Source organism: Lutibacter maritimus (assembly GCF_900116115.1).
GTDB classification, from domain to species: Bacteria; Bacteroidota; Bacteroidia; order Flavobacteriales; family Flavobacteriaceae; genus Lutibacter; species Lutibacter maritimus.
Genome location: NZ_FOZP01000007.1, coordinates 145,941 through 163,110 on the forward strand (window position 1 = coordinate 145,941; position 17,170 = coordinate 163,110).

The 17,170-nt window shown below is 29.4% G+C and carries 16 protein-coding genes; 10 read left to right on the forward strand and 6 right to left on the reverse strand.

Annotated features, from left to right (window positions below; genetic code table 11):
• The first annotated feature begins 97 nt into the window (after window positions 1-97).
• From BM335_RS12360 to BM335_RS12390, 7 genes are all read left to right on the forward strand, one after another.
• Window positions 98-1,138 carry a hypothetical protein gene (locus BM335_RS12360; protein ID WP_143102425.1) on the forward strand — a complete coding sequence of 347 codons (1,041 nt, stop codon included), beginning with the start codon at window positions 98-100 and terminating at the stop codon, window positions 1,136-1,138.
• A 150-nt stretch (window positions 1,139-1,288) separates the two neighbouring features.
• Entirely contained in the window at window positions 1,289-1,669 is a 381-nt protein-coding gene (locus BM335_RS12365) for a hypothetical protein (protein WP_090228284.1), read from the forward strand.
• 17 nt (window positions 1,670-1,686) lie between these two features.
• The gene (locus BM335_RS12370; protein ID WP_245780669.1) at window positions 1,687-2,538 is read left to right on the forward strand and encodes a DUF5777 family beta-barrel protein; all 852 of its coding nucleotides are present in this window, start codon (window positions 1,687-1,689) and stop codon (window positions 2,536-2,538) included.
• Window positions 2,539-2,798: 260 nt separating this feature from the next.
• Complete coding sequence (locus BM335_RS12375) at window positions 2,799-3,782, forward strand: 4Fe-4S dicluster domain-containing protein (protein ID WP_090228287.1); 984 nt, start codon at window positions 2,799-2,801, stop codon at window positions 3,780-3,782.
• A 17-nt stretch (window positions 3,783-3,799) separates the two neighbouring features.
• The gene (gene nrfD / locus BM335_RS12380; protein WP_090228290.1) at window positions 3,800-5,143 is read left to right on the forward strand and encodes an NrfD/PsrC family molybdoenzyme membrane anchor subunit; all 1,344 of its coding nucleotides are present in this window, start codon (window positions 3,800-3,802) and stop codon (window positions 5,141-5,143) included.
• Window positions 5,144-5,163: 20 nt separating this feature from the next.
• Window positions 5,164-6,069 carry a hypothetical protein gene (locus tag BM335_RS12385; protein ID WP_090228293.1) on the forward strand — a complete coding sequence of 302 codons (906 nt, stop codon included), beginning with the start codon at window positions 5,164-5,166 and terminating at the stop codon, window positions 6,067-6,069.
• An 81-nt stretch (window positions 6,070-6,150) separates the two neighbouring features.
• The gene (locus tag BM335_RS12390; RefSeq protein ID WP_177219211.1) at window positions 6,151-6,552 is read left to right on the forward strand and encodes a c-type cytochrome; all 402 of its coding nucleotides are present in this window, start codon (window positions 6,151-6,153) and stop codon (window positions 6,550-6,552) included.
• Window positions 6,553-6,619: 67 nt separating this feature from the next.
• On the opposite strand, the gene hemN is transcribed toward BM335_RS12390, so the two are convergent.
• The 6 genes from hemN to hemA all read right to left on the reverse strand — a co-directional run bounded on the left by hemN (window position 6,620) and on the right by hemA (window position 14,280).
• Window positions 6,620-7,978 carry an oxygen-independent coproporphyrinogen III oxidase gene (hemN, locus tag BM335_RS12395; RefSeq protein WP_090228298.1) on the reverse strand — a complete coding sequence of 453 codons (1,359 nt, stop codon included), beginning with the start codon at window positions 7,976-7,978 and terminating at the stop codon, window positions 6,620-6,622.
• A gap of 70 nt (window positions 7,979-8,048) precedes the next feature.
• Window positions 8,049-9,071 carry a uroporphyrinogen decarboxylase gene (hemE, locus tag BM335_RS12400; RefSeq protein ID WP_090228302.1) on the reverse strand — a complete coding sequence of 341 codons (1,023 nt, stop codon included), beginning with the start codon at window positions 9,069-9,071 and terminating at the stop codon, window positions 8,049-8,051.
• A 79-nt stretch (window positions 9,072-9,150) separates the two neighbouring features.
• Window positions 9,151-10,452 (reverse strand): glutamate-1-semialdehyde 2,1-aminomutase, encoded by a 1,302-nt coding sequence (gene hemL, locus BM335_RS12405; protein ID WP_090228306.1) that lies wholly within the window; start codon window positions 10,450-10,452, stop codon window positions 9,151-9,153.
• A 7-nt stretch (window positions 10,453-10,459) separates the two neighbouring features.
• On the reverse strand, window positions 10,460-11,425 hold the full coding sequence (gene hemB / locus BM335_RS12410; protein ID WP_090228580.1) for a porphobilinogen synthase: 966 nt from the start codon (window positions 11,423-11,425) through the stop codon (window positions 10,460-10,462).
• A gap of 7 nt (window positions 11,426-11,432) precedes the next feature.
• Window positions 11,433-13,025, reverse strand: a complete 1,593-nt coding sequence (gene hemC, locus BM335_RS12415; RefSeq protein WP_090228309.1) for a hydroxymethylbilane synthase — start codon at window positions 13,023-13,025, stop codon at window positions 11,433-11,435.
• A gap of 1 nt (window position 13,026) precedes the next feature.
• Window positions 13,027-14,280 (reverse strand): glutamyl-tRNA reductase, encoded by a 1,254-nt coding sequence (hemA, locus tag BM335_RS12420; RefSeq protein ID WP_090228313.1) that lies wholly within the window; start codon window positions 14,278-14,280, stop codon window positions 13,027-13,029.
• Between the two features lie 274 nt (window positions 14,281-14,554).
• Here hemA and BM335_RS12425 point away from each other — a divergent pair, with 274 nt between their 5' ends.
• The 3 genes from BM335_RS12425 to BM335_RS12435 are packed head-to-tail and all read left to right on the forward strand — an operon-like array spanning window position 14,555 to window position 17,025.
• Window positions 14,555-15,448, forward strand: coding sequence for a helix-turn-helix domain-containing protein (locus tag BM335_RS12425; protein WP_090228317.1), 894 nt, complete (start codon window positions 14,555-14,557; stop codon window positions 15,446-15,448).
• Window positions 15,449-15,452: 4 nt separating this feature from the next.
• On the forward strand, window positions 15,453-16,469 hold the full coding sequence (gene hemH / locus BM335_RS12430) for a ferrochelatase (protein WP_090228321.1): 1,017 nt from the start codon (window positions 15,453-15,455) through the stop codon (window positions 16,467-16,469).
• Between the two features lie 4 nt (window positions 16,470-16,473).
• Window positions 16,474-17,025, forward strand: coding sequence for a CopD family protein (locus BM335_RS12435; protein WP_090228326.1), 552 nt, complete (start codon window positions 16,474-16,476; stop codon window positions 17,023-17,025).
• Window positions 17,026-17,170: the final 145 nt, after the last annotated feature.

A 17,170-nucleotide genomic window follows, 5' to 3' on the forward strand; every position in this document is an offset into this window, starting at 1 on the left:
TTTTTAAAATTTATAAAACAATGACTTAAATCATAAAATTACTGTGCTTATGTAATTAAATTTACATAAGATTTAAAACAAACAAATATCTAATATTATGAAAAATTTAAAATTAATAGGATTCTTGATGATTATAGCGTCAAGTTTAATGTTTATACAATGTACCAGCGACCCTATCATGGGACCTCAAGGAACTGCTGGAATTGATGGTATTGATGGTGTTGATGGTATTGATGGTGTTGATGGTGTTGACGGAACTGCTAGTTGCGTAGCTTGTCACAATCAAAGCCATAGAGAAGCCATTCAAGATACATACGAAAAATCTGGCCATGCTGCTGGTGGAGCTGTTGCTTACGCAGGAGGTAGAGATAGCTGTTCTCGTTGTCACTCTAACGAAGGATACATCAATTACATAACAGGACAACCTGCTGTTGCAATAGCATCTCCAACAGCTATTGGATGTACTACTTGTCACGAAAAACACAGTACTTTTGATTTTGCTAATGATGGAAACGATTACGCGTTAAGAAGCATGGGGCCAGTAACATTAGATTTAACAGACGCTTCTTATGTGATTGATTATGGTGATGCAAGTAACAATTGTGTTTCTTGTCACCAACCAAGATCAAAAGCTCCAGTTGATGATGATAATGATGGTCTTTATTTACAAACTAATACAAGATTTTATCCACATTATGGTCCACAATCTACAATGTTAGAAGGTATTCAAGGTGCTATTATTGCAAATGGTTCTACACCTATGCCAACTGTTGGAACAGCAGTACATAGAACAGGCGCTTCATGTGTTTCATGTCATATGAGTTCATCAGCAGATGGAGAAACTGGAATGCATACATTTAAGCCAAATTATGAATCTTGTAAAACTTGCCATGTAAATGGAGCTCCTACTGAAGTTGCAGGATTAGCAGCAGATATGGCATCATTACATGATAAATTATTAGCCCTTGGTTTGATTGATGAGGATGGTAATACACTTAAACAAACTGAAAATATTCCATTTAAAACTGCTCAAGCATTATGGAATTACAAAACAGTTGAAAAAGATCATAGTCATGGTGTTCACAATCCAAAATACGCTAAAGCCTTAATTAAAAATGCTTTAGAAGCAGTAAATTAATATTATAATAGTTAGATATTAAAGTTCAGGGGAACTAATTAGTTCCCTGAACTTTTAAAACTAATTATTACTTATAAATAGTTACAGTATTAACTTAAAATTTTTACGAAAATTTTAATAAAGGTTAATTAACAATTTAAAACAAAACAAATGAAAAAACTATTGCAAATAGTTCTAGTTAGTAGCTTAAGTTTACTATGCTTTTCATGTTATTACGATGAAATTCCTGAGCAACTGGTAGTTGATATTCCTGAAATACCAGATACTCAAGTTATTTCTTTTGGAACTGAAATACAACCAATATTTTCTAAATGTACAGGTTGTCACGGAGCAAATATAAGTCCAGACTTAAGATCTGGAAGTTCTTATAGCGCTTTAGTTCCTAAATATGTAACAGCAGATAATGCAGATGCTAGCAGATTATACAATTATTTACCAGGAAATGGACACCACGATGTTGGTATTTCATTAAGTGCAAATGAAATTGCTTTAATTAAAGCTTGGATAAACCAAGGAGCTAAAGACAACTAATAAATAAGACATTTAATATGAAAAATTATAAAATATTACTGCTTGCTTTTTTAATGCTCCCTTTTATTGGGTTTACCCAAGAAGAAGAGGTAATTGAAAAAGAAGTAGTTAAAGAAAAACTTGAAAGACCTGCTTATGAAAGTTCTTTTATTGTTGATAATCCAACAAATGTGTTGTTTTCTAAAAATGCTTTAGAAGTTACTATGCAACATAGATTTGGAACTATTAATGGTGGAGATAATGATATGGCTGGTTTTTGGGCTCCGTCAAACATTCGAATTGGTTTAACTTATGCAATTCATGAGCGATTAACAATTGGTTACGGAACAACAAAATTTAATAGATTACAAGATTTTAACTGGAAAGTTGCATTATTAAGACAAACACAATCGGGTAGTATGCCAATTAGTGTTTCTTATTATGGAAATTTTACTATTGATGCAAGGTCAAAAGAAAATTTCAATATGATTCAAGACAGATATTCTTACTTTAATCAATTAATTATTGCAAAAAGATTTAGTTCAAAAGTATCATTACAAATTGCACCAAGTGTATCTCACTATAATTTAGTAGACCCAACAATGCAAAATGATATGGTTTCTGTTTCTTTTGGTGGACGTTTCAAAATAAGTCCACAAACATCTATTTTAGTTGATTATAGCCAACCTATTACACAGTTTGACGCTAACCAACCTAAACCAGGTTTAAGTATTGGTACTGAATTTGCAACTTCTGCACACGCTTTCCAAATCTTTTTAACCAACTATAATGGTTTAGTATCTCAAAAGAATTACATGTACAACCAAAATGATTTCTTTAAAGGCGATTTCTTAATTGGATTTAATATTACAAGAATTTACAACTTTTAATTTTTTATAAATCACCCTTTTTTAGAAAACAAAATATCAATAATCCATTGGTATTTTGTTTTCTTTCGTTGAAAAATAACCTATCATTTTTTAATTTTAGCTAAAGTGCTAATTATCAAAAAGATACAATAAAAAAACAACCTTTAAAAGCTTATTTTATTTTAAAAATTCGCTGACAAAAATCATAATAAAAAACAAGTTATGTAACTAAATTTACATAAGAATATTACACATAATTATTCGTATAGATTTTTAATATTATGGAAAATAAAAAAACTGAAAACGGAAGCACAAACAGACGTAAATTCTTAAAATTAGGATTAATGTCAAGTGTTACAGCGGTTACTGGGGCTTCAATAATCTCTACTTTTGCTAATGAAGATGAAACAAAACCTTCAGGAGAAAAAATGAGATTACTTACGCCTGATGGAAAAATTGTTGAAGTAGATGCATCAAACGTAAATAAATACCCAGAAGCATTAATTACTCCAGAAGAATCACGCAAAGGAATACCAAACAGAAAATTTGTGATGGTTATTGATTTGGCCAAATGTAAAAACGCAAGAAAATGTGTTGAAGGCTGTCAGAAAGCACACAATTTAGATTATAATGAGGAATTCATGAAAGTACAATTAATACAAGATAATCCAGAGGCTTCTCCTTATTGGTTACCAAAACCTTGTTTTCATTGTGATGAACCTCCTTGCGTAACTGTATGCCCAACTGGCGCTACTTTTAAACGTGAAGACAATATTGTATTGGTTGATAACGATCGTTGTATTGGATGTAAATTCTGTATTACAAGTTGCCCATACTCTGCTCGTCAATTTAATTGGGGACATAAAGATAAATTTGATGATAAATCACAACCTTATTCTCCAGAAACCAGTGTTCCTGCAGCAGAAGGTACAGTTATGAAATGTGATTTTTGCCCTGATATGCTTCGTCAAGGAAAATTACCACATTGTGCATCATCTTGTCCAATGGGAGTAATTTATTTTGGAGATAAAAACGAAGATATTGTTACAAACGGTGAAGAAACTGTTCGCTTTTCAAAATTAATTGAAGATCGTGGTGGATATCGTCATTTAGAGCATTTAGGCACAAAACCTAATGTTTATTATTTACCTGCTGTTAACAGACAATTTCCATTAGAAAGAGGTTTTAATGTAGATGAAGATATTATTGAACGTTATAAAGATGTTCCGTATGTTCAAGAACTAAAAAAAGATGGTAAAATTTAACTTTAAAACTCTTAATTATGAATTTAGAAAATAGAAAAAGAGAATTGGTTAAAGAATTTTCTCCGATGCTTGAAAAAACAACCAAAGTTTCAAAAATTTGGATGGGAATATTAGTAGCTGTAATTTTAGTTGGTATTTATGCCTTCTTTTTACAGTTATTTAAAGGACATGAAGTAACAGGTATGCGCGACAATGTAGTTTGGGGTGTTTACATTATTAACTTTATATTTTTTGTGTGTTTAAGCTATTCTGGAGCTTTTATTTCAGGTATTTTACACTTTTTTAAAACTCCTTGGAAAAATTCAGTTTCAAGAATAGTAGAAATAATAACAGTACTTTCATTAATAATTGGACCCATCTTTATTTTACTATGTATTGGTAGATTAGACAGATTGCATTATCTATTCTTATACCCAAGAATTCAATCACCAATTACTTGGGATATTATTGCAATTATGACAGATTTAGTAGGTTGTTTTATTTACTTATACTTAACATTTATTCCTGATTTGGCAATTTTAAGAGATAACAGTGAAAATGCACCAAAATGGAGACAAAAATTATATAAATTTTTAGCTATAGGTTACCAAGATACTACAGAACAAAGAGAAACATTACACAAAATAACTAAAACAATGTCGGCAATGATTATTGCTTTAGCCATTGTTGCGTATTCTGTTTTAGCATGGATCTTTAGTTTAACTTTACAACCAGGATGGAATAGTTCAATATTTGCTCCATACTTTATAATTGCAGGATTGTATTCTGGTGTTTCAGTTATTATTGTAGCAATGTTTTTAATTAGAAAATACTACCATTTAGAACATTATATTAGAAAAGTACATTTTGTAAGTGGTGGAATAATTCTATTAATTATATCATTGCTTTATGGATATTTTACTTTTAGTGAGTATTTTTCAAGATGGTTTAGCCATAAAATTCAAGATACAAACTTATTAAACACATTATTTACACGTTATTTTTGGCAATTTGTTTTAGCGAACTATGTTGGTGTTTTAGTGCCCGTTGTAATTTTATTTTTCAAAAAATTTAGAACAATAAAATCTATCACTTTTGCATCGGTAATCGCAATTTTAGGCTTATGGTTAAATAGGTATTTAATAGTTGTTCCAACTTTAGAAACACCTTATTTACCAATACAAGACACTAGACCAGAGTTTATACATTACACTGCAACTTGGGTTGAGTGGGCTCTAAGTTTTACAGGTGTAGCCGCTTTTATCTTATTCTTTATTTTAATAATGAAATTAGTTCCAGTAATACCAATGTCAGGAATTATTGATCAAGAAAGAGAAGCTTTAGATAAAAAAGGAAAAACAAATCAAACTATAACTGAATAATAACAGTAAAATTAGAAATTATGCAACGTAACATATTTAAAAACACATCATTTACTTGTTTTCTTTTAGCACTATTATTTAGTTTTAGTATCGTTGCTCAAGAAACAACTGTAGATGATTATAAACTGTCATTTTCTTTTAAAACAATCAAAAAATTTGACAACACTAGAGTACTTGAAGTAACATTTATAGGAAAAAACAGAGAAGATAGAAAAGATAAAATTCCTGTATTTGATGCAGAAATAAAATTCTTCAATATAGCAAATGACGAAGAAATATTATTAGGTACTGCAAAAACTTCAAACGAAGGTATTGCACAATTAGTACTATCTGAAAAACAGAAATATTTAACAGATGAAGATGGATACATTAACTTAACAGCTAGATTTGAAGGTTCTGATGTACTAGACGCTGAAGAAGAAGAAATTTTAGTGAAAGATCTACATCTAGAACTAAATTTAGAAGAAATTGATAGCGTTAAAACCATCTTTGTAAAAGCATTTACTATCGATAGCTTAGGAGTTCAAATGCCTGTTGAAGAAGTTGATGTAATAGTTTCCATTGAAGGTATGCTTTCAAAAATGAAAATTAAAGAAGGTACCATTGAAAATGGTGAAATTGAATTTGAATTGCTTCAAAATATCCCTGGAGATGTAGATAAAAACTTTACTGTGTATGCTCAAATTTTAGATAACGATGAATTTGGAGATGTTATTCAAAAACAAACAGTAAATTGGGGAACTTTTAATAAATTAAATACACCTGATAAAAATAAACTTTGGTCTGAAGCTGCACCAATTTGGATGTATATTGTTTTAACAATATTATTAGTTGGAGTTTGGGCAAATTATATGTATACTATATATAATTTATATAAAATAAAAAAAGAAGGAAAAAAAATAAATATAAGCCAAGAAGAAGAATAATTTATTAATTTTTATTTAAATTGGCACTATATTTGAATTATAGATTAACAATTAATAAACAACAAACAAAAATTAAACAAAATGAAAACATTTAAAATTTTAATGATTATAGGTGTAGTTAGCGTTGGACTTTTGTCTTTCACTAAATTGGTACAAGAAGAATGGAAAGTGCCTGCAAAATACCAAACAATGAAAAACCCAATTGAAGCAAGTAAATCTAATGTTGATTTAGGTAAAACTTTATATGCTAAACATTGCAAATCTTGTCATGGTAAAGAAGGTTTAGGAGATGGACCAAAAGCAGAAGAAGTTGATGGAAATTTAGGAGATTTTTCATCTAAAAAATTCCAAGCTCAAACTGATGGAGCATTATTTTACAAAAGTTATTTTGGAAGAGACGATATGCCAAGTTATGAAAAGAAAATGCCAGAAAAAGATGATATGTGGGCAATTGTTCATTACTTAAGAACTTTAAAAAAATAATTAGTTCTTACAAATAAAAAAAACCTGAAGTTTAAAGTTCAGGTTTTTTTTATACTATTTTTATAATTTATATTGTCATTGAAAAAATACGAGTATCTGGTTTATTTTCAATTAAACGAAGATCAAAAGTCATGCAAATATTACGTACAAACATTCTTCCTTCTTCTTTTACTTTCACCCTTTCATCAGAAACTTCAACCAAACCATCATCAATTATTGGTTTTAAACGCTCAATAATTTCTTTTTTTATCTGTGCATCTAATCCAATTTTCCATTCTGTTTCTAAATTACACATTAAATTTAAAATGTGTTTTCTAATAATTAAATCTTTATCGGTTAGTAAATGACCTCTAAATATTGGAATGATACCAGCATTTACTTTTTCAGTATAATCATCAACATCTTTTTCATTTTGAGCAAATGCATACCAAGAATCACTTATTGATGACATTCCTAAACCAACCATTAACTCAGTTTTTCCAGCTGTATAACCCATAAAATTACGATGTAACTTTTTAGCTTCCATAGCTTTATGTAACGAATCTGATGGCAAAGCAAAATGATCCATACCAATTTCTACATAACCATTATCAAAAAACAATTGTTTACCAAGCTCATATAAATGACGTTTTTCACTATCTTTTGGTAAATCACTATCTTCAAAACCACGTTGACCAACACCTTTTATCCAAGGCACATGCGCATAACTATAATACGCAATTCTATCGGGTTTTAAAGCGATGGTATTTTTTATTGTATTTCTAATACTTTCTTCAGTTTGAAAAGGTAAACCGAAAATTAAATCGTGACTAATAGACTCATAACCAATCTTTTTTGACAACTCATGAACTTTTTTTACTTGCTCAAAACTTTGAACTCTATGAATTGCTTTTTGAACTTTTGGATCATAATCCTGAATTCCAAAACTGTTTCTTCTTGAGCCTAAATCGTATAAAGTTTGTAATTGTTCCTCTGATGTATGATTTGGATGACCTTCAAAACTAAAATCAAAAATATCAAATTTATCAGCTCTTTTAAAGATTCCGTTTATAAGTTTTCTTAAATTTTCTGAAGAAAAAAAAGTTGGTGTTCCGCCTCCTAAATGAATTTCTCTAATTTTAGGTCGTTCTTCAAACAAATCGCAATATAAATCCCATTCTTTTAAAACAGTTTCAATATATGGCTGTTCAACTTCGTGGCGTTTTGTTATTTTTTTATGACAAGCACAAAACGTACATAAACTTTCGCAAAAAGGCAAATGTATGTACAAGCTAATTCCTTCTATATCATTACTTTCAAAAAACGATTTTTTTACTGTTTTTTTCCAGTCTTCTAAAGCAATTCCTTCTTTGTCCCAAAAAGGAACTGTTGGATAACTGGTATATCTTGGACCAGGAATATTATATTTTTGAATTAAGTTTTTCATTTTTTAGCTGTTGGTTTGGCTGTTGGCAGTTGGCTTACTAAAAACTAGCAACCAAAAACTAACAACTATTTTATTTGTACTCTTTTACAGCGTCAATAAACGCTTTTGCATTATCTAAAGGAATATTTGGTAAAATTCCATGCCCTAAATTAACAATGTATTTATCTTTTCCAAAATCGTTAATCATTTTGGTAACCATTTTTTTAATTTCAGCTGGTGGAGACAACAATCTTGATGGATCAAAATTACCTTGTAATGTTATTTTATTTCCAGCAAATTTACGTGCCATTTGAGGAGTAATTGTCCAATCAACACCTAAAGCTGATGCATTTGACTTTGCCATTTCTTCTAAAGCAAACCAGCATCCTTTTCCAAAAGCAATTACTGGAGCATCATCTTTTAAAGCTTCAATTATTTGATTGATATATTTCCAAGAAAATTCTTGATAATCAACTGGAGAAAGCATTCCTCCCCAAGAATCAAAAATTTGAACTGCATTAACACCTGCTTTTACTTTTTCTTTTAAATAAGCAATAGTAGTGTCTGTTATTTTTTGAAGTAATAAATGCGCTGCAACTGGTTGTGTAAAACAAAATTCTTTAGCAATATCATATGTTTTAGAGCCTTGCCCTTGCACACAGTAACATAAAATAGTCCATGGTGAACCTGCAAAACCAATTAATGGAATGTCATCATTCAACATTTGTTTTGTAATTTTTATGGCATCCATTACATATTTTAATTCTACTGTTACATCTGGTACAACAACTTCATCTACAGCTTTTGCTGTTCGAATTGGATTTGGTAACCAAGGTCCTACCCCATTTTTCATTTCAACTTCAATATTCATGGCTTGTGGAATCACTAAAATATCCGAAAATAAAATAGCTGCATCCATACCAAATCTTCTTATTGGTTGCACAGTAATTTCAGAAGCTAATTCTGGAGTTCTACAACGTGTAAAAAAATCGTAATTATCTCTAATTGCAATAAATTCAGGCAAATAACGTCCAGCCTGACGCATCATCCAAACTGGTGGACGCTCTACAGTTTCGCCTTTTAAGGCTCTTAAATATAAATCGTTTTTTATCATTTCTTTTTTCGTATCTGTATTATAGTATTAGGTATAAATATTTAGTACATTTTAATTACTGTATATTAACCTAAACAATCTATTCTTCATCTTTTTTATCAGCTACAGCTTTCATAGCAATATTTATAGCTGATCTAACTTTGTATATATCTCTTTTGGACATTGCCGTTGCTAAAAACCAGGCTTCAAATTGTGAAGGTGGTAAAAACACTCCGTTTTCCATCATTTTCCAAAAGAAGGTTTTAAATTTCTTAGTATCGCTAGTTTGCGCTGTTTTAAAATCAACCACTTTGGTTTTTGTGAAAAATGGATTAATCATTGATCCAAATCTATTTACTTGCAAATCAATTCCATTTTCTTTTGCTGCTGATAGCATTGCTCTTTCTAAAAATGCTGCAGTTTTTTCAAAATCTTTATACGGATCTTGTTTTTTTAACTCTTTTAACGTTGCAATTCCACATGCCATTGCAATTGGGTTACCCGATAAAGTTCCTGCTTGATACATTGGCCCCAATGGCGCTACCATTTGCATAATTTCATTTCTTGCTCCATACGCTCCAACAGGAAAACCTCCACCAATAACTTTACCTAAACAAGTTATATCTGCTTTAATACCTAGTAATTCTTGTGCTCCACCAAATTTTGATCGGAAACCTGTCATTACCTCATCCATTATTAATAGAACACCGCTTGCTTTGGTTAAATCTCTTAACTCTTCAATAAATTCTTTAGTTGGTAACACAACGCCCATATTTCCTGCAATTGGTTCAATAATTACAGCTGCAATATCATTATGTTTCGCTAAATGTCTTTCAACACTATCAATATTATTATATTCAGCAATTAAAGTATTTTTTACAGCTTCATCAGGAACACCCGCGCTTCCAGGTAAACTTAATGTTGCTAAACCAGAACCAGCAGCTACTAACAAAGCATCTGAATGACCATGATAACAACCTGAAAACTTAATAATTTTATTTTTCCCAGTATAGGCTCTTGCTAAACGAATTGCACTTAAAACAGCTTCTGTACCAGAATTTACAAAACGAACTTTATCCATTCCCGGAAAAGCATCACAAACTAATTCAGCTAAAATAATTTCTCCTTTAGTTGAAGCACCAAAAGTATATCCTTTTTTCAGGTACTTTTTAATAGTTTTTTCTACAACACTATTTCTATGACCTAAAATCATTGGACCATAAGAAAGCACCATATCTACATATTCATTTCCGTCAACATCTATAATTTTACTACCTTTAGCAGCATCTATAAAAATAGGCACTCCACCTACAGATTTAAAAGCTCTAACTGGTGAATTTACTGCACCTACTAAATGCTTTTTCCCTTTTGTATATAATTCTATTGATTTTTCTAATTTCATTTTTAATTTATTTTTTCAATAATACCTTGGCAACATCTTTAGCAAAATAAGTAATAATAATATCAGCTCCTGCTCTTTTCATAGATAGTAAACTTTCCATCATTACGCGTTCTTCATCAATCCAACCCTTTGCTGCTGCAGCTTTTATCATTGCATATTCTCCACTTACATTGTAACAAGCAATTGGTCTATCAAAATTATTTTTTAAATCTCTAATAATATCTAAATAAGCTAACGCTGGTTTCACCATTAAAATATCAGCGCCTTCCTGATCATCAAAAGTAGCTTCGCGTAAACCTTCATCTCTATTCGCAGGATCCATTTGGTACGTTCTTCTATCACCAAAAGTTGGTGCAGAATCTGCCGCATCTCTAAACGGGCCATAAAATGCAGATGAATATTTAACGGCATAAGACATTATTGGAATGTTTGGAAAACCTGTATTATCAAGTGCTTGACGAATTGTATCAATCATACCGTCCATCATTCCTGATGGCGCCACCATATCAACACCTGCTTTTGCATGAGATATTACTTGTTTTGCAATGTTTGGCAATGTTGCATCATTATCAACATCGTTATCATGAATAATTCCACAATGTCCGTGACTTGTATATTCACAAAAACAAACATCCGTAATTACATACAAACTCGGATAATTTTTTTTGATAAATCGTACTGCTTTTTGCATAATTCCATCATCATTCCAAGTTTCAGAACCAGTTTCATCTTTTTTTGAAGGAATTCCGAATAATAAAACAGCCGGAATGTCTAATGCTACAACCTCATCTAATTCTTTTGAAATTGTATCTAAAGAAAAACGTTTAATTCCTGGCATTGAAACAATTTCGGTTTCGATATTTATTCCTTCTTCAATAAATAAAGGATAAATTAAATCATCTATAGTTAGTTTATTTTCTCTAACTAAACGACGGATATTTTCAGTTTTACGAAGACGTCTTGTTCTGTTTATCATAATATTATTGCTTTACTTTAAAATATTTATTTGCTGCTTCAATGACACTTTCAATGGTTGAAACTTTTGAAACTTCTACATTTTTAAAATATTTACGAGCCTCTGTAGCCGTAGTTTCTCCAATACAAAATGCCACAATTTCTGTTGCTTTATTTTGAATTAAAAAACTTTCAATTGCTGAAGGACTGAAAAATAATATTCCATTAATTTTTTCATCAATTTTGCGCGGTGTTAATGCGGTTTGATAACTTTCAACTTCATTAACAACAATATTGTTTTCAGTTAAAATAGTTGTAAGTTCTTCTCTTTTTTTATTACCACAAAAAAATGTTACTTCTTTTCCATCTAAGTTTTTAACTAAATAATTGGCTAATTTTTCAGACGTATTTTCGTCTTGAATAACTTTACCAATTTTCTTTTCAATCAAGCGTTTTGTTCTTTTACCTACACAGTAAATATTTTCGAACTGTAACTCCATTGGAATAAAATTTTCTAATAAAGCTTCTACAGCATTTTGACTTGTAAAAATTACATTTTTTATTGGATTTTTCACCACATTTGGTTTTAAACGATTGCTACGCGTTGTAATAAAATCGCTCATTGAAGAACCAATATGAGATGAAATGCTATTTACCTGATCTAATGATAAATTTTTGGTAGAATAGATATTAATATCTTTATCAATAATAATTTCTTCTCGCATTAATTTATTACCACCTCTGTCCAAAACATAATTAGCAGCATATTCACCCAAATTTCCTATTTTATCTAACTCAACAGATTTAGAAAATTCAATTTTATTTTTCCCATCTGGACTAAATAAAACACCTTTAAACATTAATTCCTCTTTTATAATTAATGCCAAAGCACCAATTGGTGCTGTACAACCTCCTTCTAAAACGCGTAAAAACTCGCGTTCAATTTTTACACAAGTTGCTGTATCATCATGATTTAATTGTTTACAAATTTCAACTAAATCTTCATTTTTTTCTAAAACCGCTACCATTACTGCTCCCTGTGCAGGTGCAGGAATCATCCAATCTAATTTTATATGTTTTTCCTTTTCAGGTAATAATTTTAATCTTTTTAATCCGGCAGCAGCAAAAATTGCCCCATCCCAATCATTATCTTCTAATTTTTGTAAACGTGTAATTACGTTACCACGCAAACCTGTAATTGTATGATGTGGATAACGATAAAGCCATTGTGCTTTTCTTCTTAAACTTCCGGTTGCAATAATGGCTGAATCTTTGGTAAAAAAATTTTCATCTTCTTTTATAACCAAAACATCATTAAAATCACCTCTTTTTAAAATGGCTCCTTGAATAATTCCGTGCGGTAATTTTGTTGGCACATCCTTAAAAGAATGTACGGCAATATCAATTTTATCGTTTAATAAAGCAATGTCTAAATTTTTAGTAAAAACACCTGTTATACCTAATTCATATAGTGGTTTATCTAAAACAACATCACCCAAAGAATCTATTTTTACTATTTCGCTTTTATATCCTAAATTATCTAATTGTTTTGCAACGGTATTGGCTTGCCAAAGCGCTAATTCACTTGAGCGAGTTCCAATTCTTATAATTCTTTCCATTTTAAATTTCGGTTATTTCAGTGTTAAAAATTTTGCTAATAACACTTATACTTTGATCAACAGAAGTTTCTTGATCTTTTAAATGCTTTACAAATTGCGTTGTGATTTTCTGAATCATTCTATTGGTAACAAACTCAGCATCTTCAACATTGAAGTCTTTATTTTTTTTACTATAGAAGTTTATTTCATCTTGTTGAATTGCCATTAGAGACTCTTTTAAAGCATTTACTGCTGGCACATATTTTCTGTGCGAAATCCAATCGTTAAATTCATCTCTATATTTTTTGATGATTTTTTCAGCTAAAGGAATTTGTGCTTTACGTGTTTCAATAGTTTTATCAGTAATTTTAGAAAGTTCATCAACATTAATTAGCGAAACTCCATTCATTTTCTTTACGTCAATATCAACATTTTCTGGCATTGATAAATCTATAATCAACAATTCGTTTCCTTCTTTTAAATTTTCACTAGTTACAGTATGTGTACTTGAACCTGTTGATACTATTAAAATATCAGTATTATGAATTTCGTTTGTTAAATTAGAAAAATCAGCTACTGTAACATCTTTATGAGTAAGTTCAAAATCTATTGCTTTTTCAAGCGTTCTATTAACTAATGTTACATTTTTGTTGGAAGTATACTCTAATACATTTTTACAGGTATTTTTTCCAATTTCGCCTAACCCATAAATTAAAATTTTCTTATTATTATAATTTTCAACATTTTCAACAATGTATTGAATTGCCGCATATGAAACTGACGTTGTTCCTGAACTTAACTTAGTGTTGTTTTTAACATCTTTACTAGCTTGTAAAACTAAGTTCATTAAACGCTCTAAATACGCATTTGTAGTACCTGTTTTTTTTGCTAATTTAAACGATTCTCTTAACTGCCCAACTATTTCATAATCACCTAAAATTTGACTATCTAATCCAGTTGCGATGTTAAATAAATGAGTTATTGCATCATTATTTTTATAAACATTTGAAACATTTATAAACTCTTCTACTGTACCTTTTGAATATTTAATTAATAAACTAATTAACTCAAATGGATGTTTTGCAAATCCTGTGATTTCTGTTCTATTGCAAGTTGAAAGGATAAAAATACCATCTATCCCTTTTTCTTTAGCTTCTTTAAGTAGTAATTTCTGATTTTCTTTAGTTACACTAAATGCCCCACGTACTTGTACATCGGCTTTTTTGTAACTCAAACCCACATTATATAATTTTGTAGGAAGATTTTCTTGACTCATAAAAAATGTATTACCAATAAGTATCGACAAAAGTACAACTAATAAAAAATTCAATATGTCGCTAAAAGTACTTTTATTGTCGACATAAGTTATTGTAATTAATTTAGAATAATTCCAAATAACAACTAAATCGATTTTTTTATGACAAATATCAGTAAAATTAGGGGCTTAAAAATATGACAAATATCATTTTTTAATATTAAAAGATGTTTTTTTATAGTAAAATTTATTGTACTTTTGTCGTGATTTTACAATAATATCATAAAAATGCTTTATGAAATCTAATTTTAAAAACTACGAAAACATCGACAAAAGTACTCAACTTCTTTTTGAAGAAGAAAACACTTTTAAAGTATATTATTTCAATAACTTAACTTCAAATAACGAATTATTTAAGCATAATTTAAGTAATAATTATTTACAACTTTATTTTTGTAGTACAAACGAATGTACAGTTGCGTTTAATATGGAACATTGTGCCATTCAATTAACCGAAGGAAATTCTAGTTTGGTATATTTTAAAGATGAAAAAATGAACATTCTCTTTAATCTTCCTCCAAAATCAGAACTTTTTGTTGTGTTAATTTCAATAGAATATTTTCATTCTCTATTTTCAATAGAAGGTAATTTTTTATTCAACTTTAATAGTTTTAAAGTAGGAAAACCAATTATTGAACCTAAAGAAACTACTACTGCTATTAAAATAATTTTAACTCAATTAATTACCAAACAAACCAACGAAACTTTACGCCCAATTTTTATAAAAGGAAAAGTTTTTGAATTGTTAAGTTATTATTTTAGCTCGCATACAGAATCTGAAACAGAACATTGCCCATATATTGCCAATGAAGAAACCGTTTCAAAAATAAAACACGCCAAACAAATTATTATTGAAGAAATGAACAATCCTCCTTCTTTAAATGAATTGGCTAAAAAAGTGGGTTTAAACATCAAAAAATTAAAAACCGATTTTAAAGAATTTTATGGCGATCCAGTTTTTACCTTTTTACTAAATTATAAAATGGATTTAGCAAAAAAATTATTGCAAGAACAACAATTAAATGTAAATGAAATTGCTATTCATTTAGGCTACAGCACATCAAGCCATTTTATTGCAGCATTTAAAAGAAAATTTAAAATAACACCAAAACAATTTGCAAAATCATAACTAAATGAAAGGAGCATTATTAGTAAATTTAGGATCACCTAACAGCACATCTGTAAAAGATGTAAAAAATTATTTAGATGAATTTTTAATGGACAAGCGCGTTATTGATATTCCATATTTAATAAGAGCATTTGTAGTAAAAGGAATTATTTTAAATACACGTCCAAAAAAATCTGCCGAAGCTTATAAAAAAATTTGGTGGCCAGAAGGCTCTCCATTAATTGTTTTATCAGAGAGATTACATAAAAAAGTACAAGAAAATTCAGATATTCCTATAGAATTGGCAATGCGTTATGGAAATCCATCTATAAAAAGTGGTATTCAAAAATTAGCAGACAAAGGTGTTACTGAAATATTACTTTTACCATTATATCCTCAATTTGCAATGGCAACCACAGAAACTATTGTAGTTTTAGCTAATAAAATTGTTAAAAAACATTTTCCACATATTAAAATCACCGATGTTCCAGCTTTTTATAATCAACCTGATTATATTGCTGTTTTAAGCAATAGTATTCAAAAGCATTTAGCAGAAACGAAACCAGATCATTTATTATTTTCATATCACGGAGTTCCAGAACGTCACATAAAAAAATCTGATGTTACAAAATCTCATTGTAAAATAGATGGAAGTTGTTGCAAGACACCTTCTGATGCTCACGAATTTTGCTACAGACATCAATGCTATCAAACAACAAAAAATGTTGCTAAATTTTTAAATTTAAAAGAAGGAACTTATAGCACTTCTTTTCAATCAAGATTAGGACGTGAACCGTGGTTACAACCATATACGGATCAAACTATTGATGATTTTGCCAAAAATGGAGTTAAAAATTTAGCTGTTGTAACACCTGCATTTGTTTCTGATTGTTTAGAAACTTTAGAAGAAATTGGTATGGAAGCTAAACATTCTTTTGAAGAAAATGGCGGCGAACATTTTTCAACTATTCCGTGTTTAAATGATAATGATGATTGGGCAAATACAGTTTCAAACTGGATAAATAATTGGAATACTAAATAGTTTTATGGAATATTTATATTTAAAATCTCTACACATTATTTTTATAACTACATGGTTTGCAGGATTATTTTATATAATAAGATTATTTATTTACTACAAAGAAGCGGAAGGAAAACCAGAAATTGAGCAACAAATTTTATTAAAACAATACAAATTAATGATTAAAAGGTTATGGTATATTATTACCTGGCCTTCTGCAGTTTTAGCTACAATATTTGCTGTATGTTTATTGATTTTACAACCAGCTTGGATAAAAATGCCATGGATGCACATTAAACTAACTTTTGTGGTTGCATTATTTGCATATCATTGGAGCTGTCAAATAATGTACAATCAAATTGAAAAAGGATATTTAAAATATTCTTCTTTTGCTTTACGTATTTGGAATGAAGTTGCTACAATTATTTTATTTGCTTGTGTATTTTTGGTAGTTCTAAAAAACTCCATTGGTTGGATTTTTGGAACTATCGGAATTATTGGTGTATCAGTTTTGTTGATGTTAGGCATAAAATTGTATAAAAATATTAGAAAAAAGAAAAGTTGGGACACCAATTAAAATTATTAAAAGTTTAATTACTTCTTAAATTCTATAGTAATTATTCAACAAATAATTTAATATCACTCCATTTAATTTAAAATTTAAAAAGAATTATTGAATATATAATATATTGTATATCAATGTATTATATGTTACAATGTGA

Coding starts and splice junctions, on each gene's coding strand:
- BM335_RS12435 (WP_090228326.1), top strand. CDS start 16,474: ATGGAATATTTATATTTAAAATCTCTACACATTATTTTTATAACTACA.
- hemN (WP_090228298.1), bottom strand. CDS start 7,978: ATGAAAAACTTAATTCAAAAATATAATATTCCTGGTCCAAGATATACC.
- nrfD (WP_090228290.1), top strand. CDS start 3,800: ATGAATTTAGAAAATAGAAAAAGAGAATTGGTTAAAGAATTTTCTCCG.
- BM335_RS12370 (WP_245780669.1), top strand. CDS start 1,687: ATGAAAAATTATAAAATATTACTGCTTGCTTTTTTAATGCTCCCTTTT.
- BM335_RS12360 (WP_143102425.1), top strand. CDS start 98: ATGAAAAATTTAAAATTAATAGGATTCTTGATGATTATAGCGTCAAGT.
- hemL (WP_090228306.1), bottom strand. CDS start 10,452: ATGAAATTAGAAAAATCAATAGAATTATATACAAAAGGGAAAAAGCAT.
- BM335_RS12425 (WP_090228317.1), top strand. CDS start 14,555: ATGAAATCTAATTTTAAAAACTACGAAAACATCGACAAAAGTACTCAA.
- BM335_RS12375 (WP_090228287.1), top strand. CDS start 2,799: ATGGAAAATAAAAAAACTGAAAACGGAAGCACAAACAGACGTAAATTC.
- hemA (WP_090228313.1), bottom strand. CDS start 14,280: ATGAGTCAAGAAAATCTTCCTACAAAATTATATAATGTGGGTTTGAGT.
- hemE (WP_090228302.1), bottom strand. CDS start 9,071: ATGATAAAAAACGATTTATATTTAAGAGCCTTAAAAGGCGAAACTGTA.
- BM335_RS12385 (WP_090228293.1), top strand. CDS start 5,164: ATGCAACGTAACATATTTAAAAACACATCATTTACTTGTTTTCTTTTA.
- BM335_RS12365 (WP_090228284.1), top strand. CDS start 1,289: ATGAAAAAACTATTGCAAATAGTTCTAGTTAGTAGCTTAAGTTTACTA.
- hemC (WP_090228309.1), bottom strand. CDS start 13,025: ATGGAAAGAATTATAAGAATTGGAACTCGCTCAAGTGAATTAGCGCTT.
- BM335_RS12390 (WP_177219211.1), top strand. CDS start 6,151: ATGAAAACATTTAAAATTTTAATGATTATAGGTGTAGTTAGCGTTGGA.
- hemH (WP_090228321.1), top strand. CDS start 15,453: ATGAAAGGAGCATTATTAGTAAATTTAGGATCACCTAACAGCACATCT.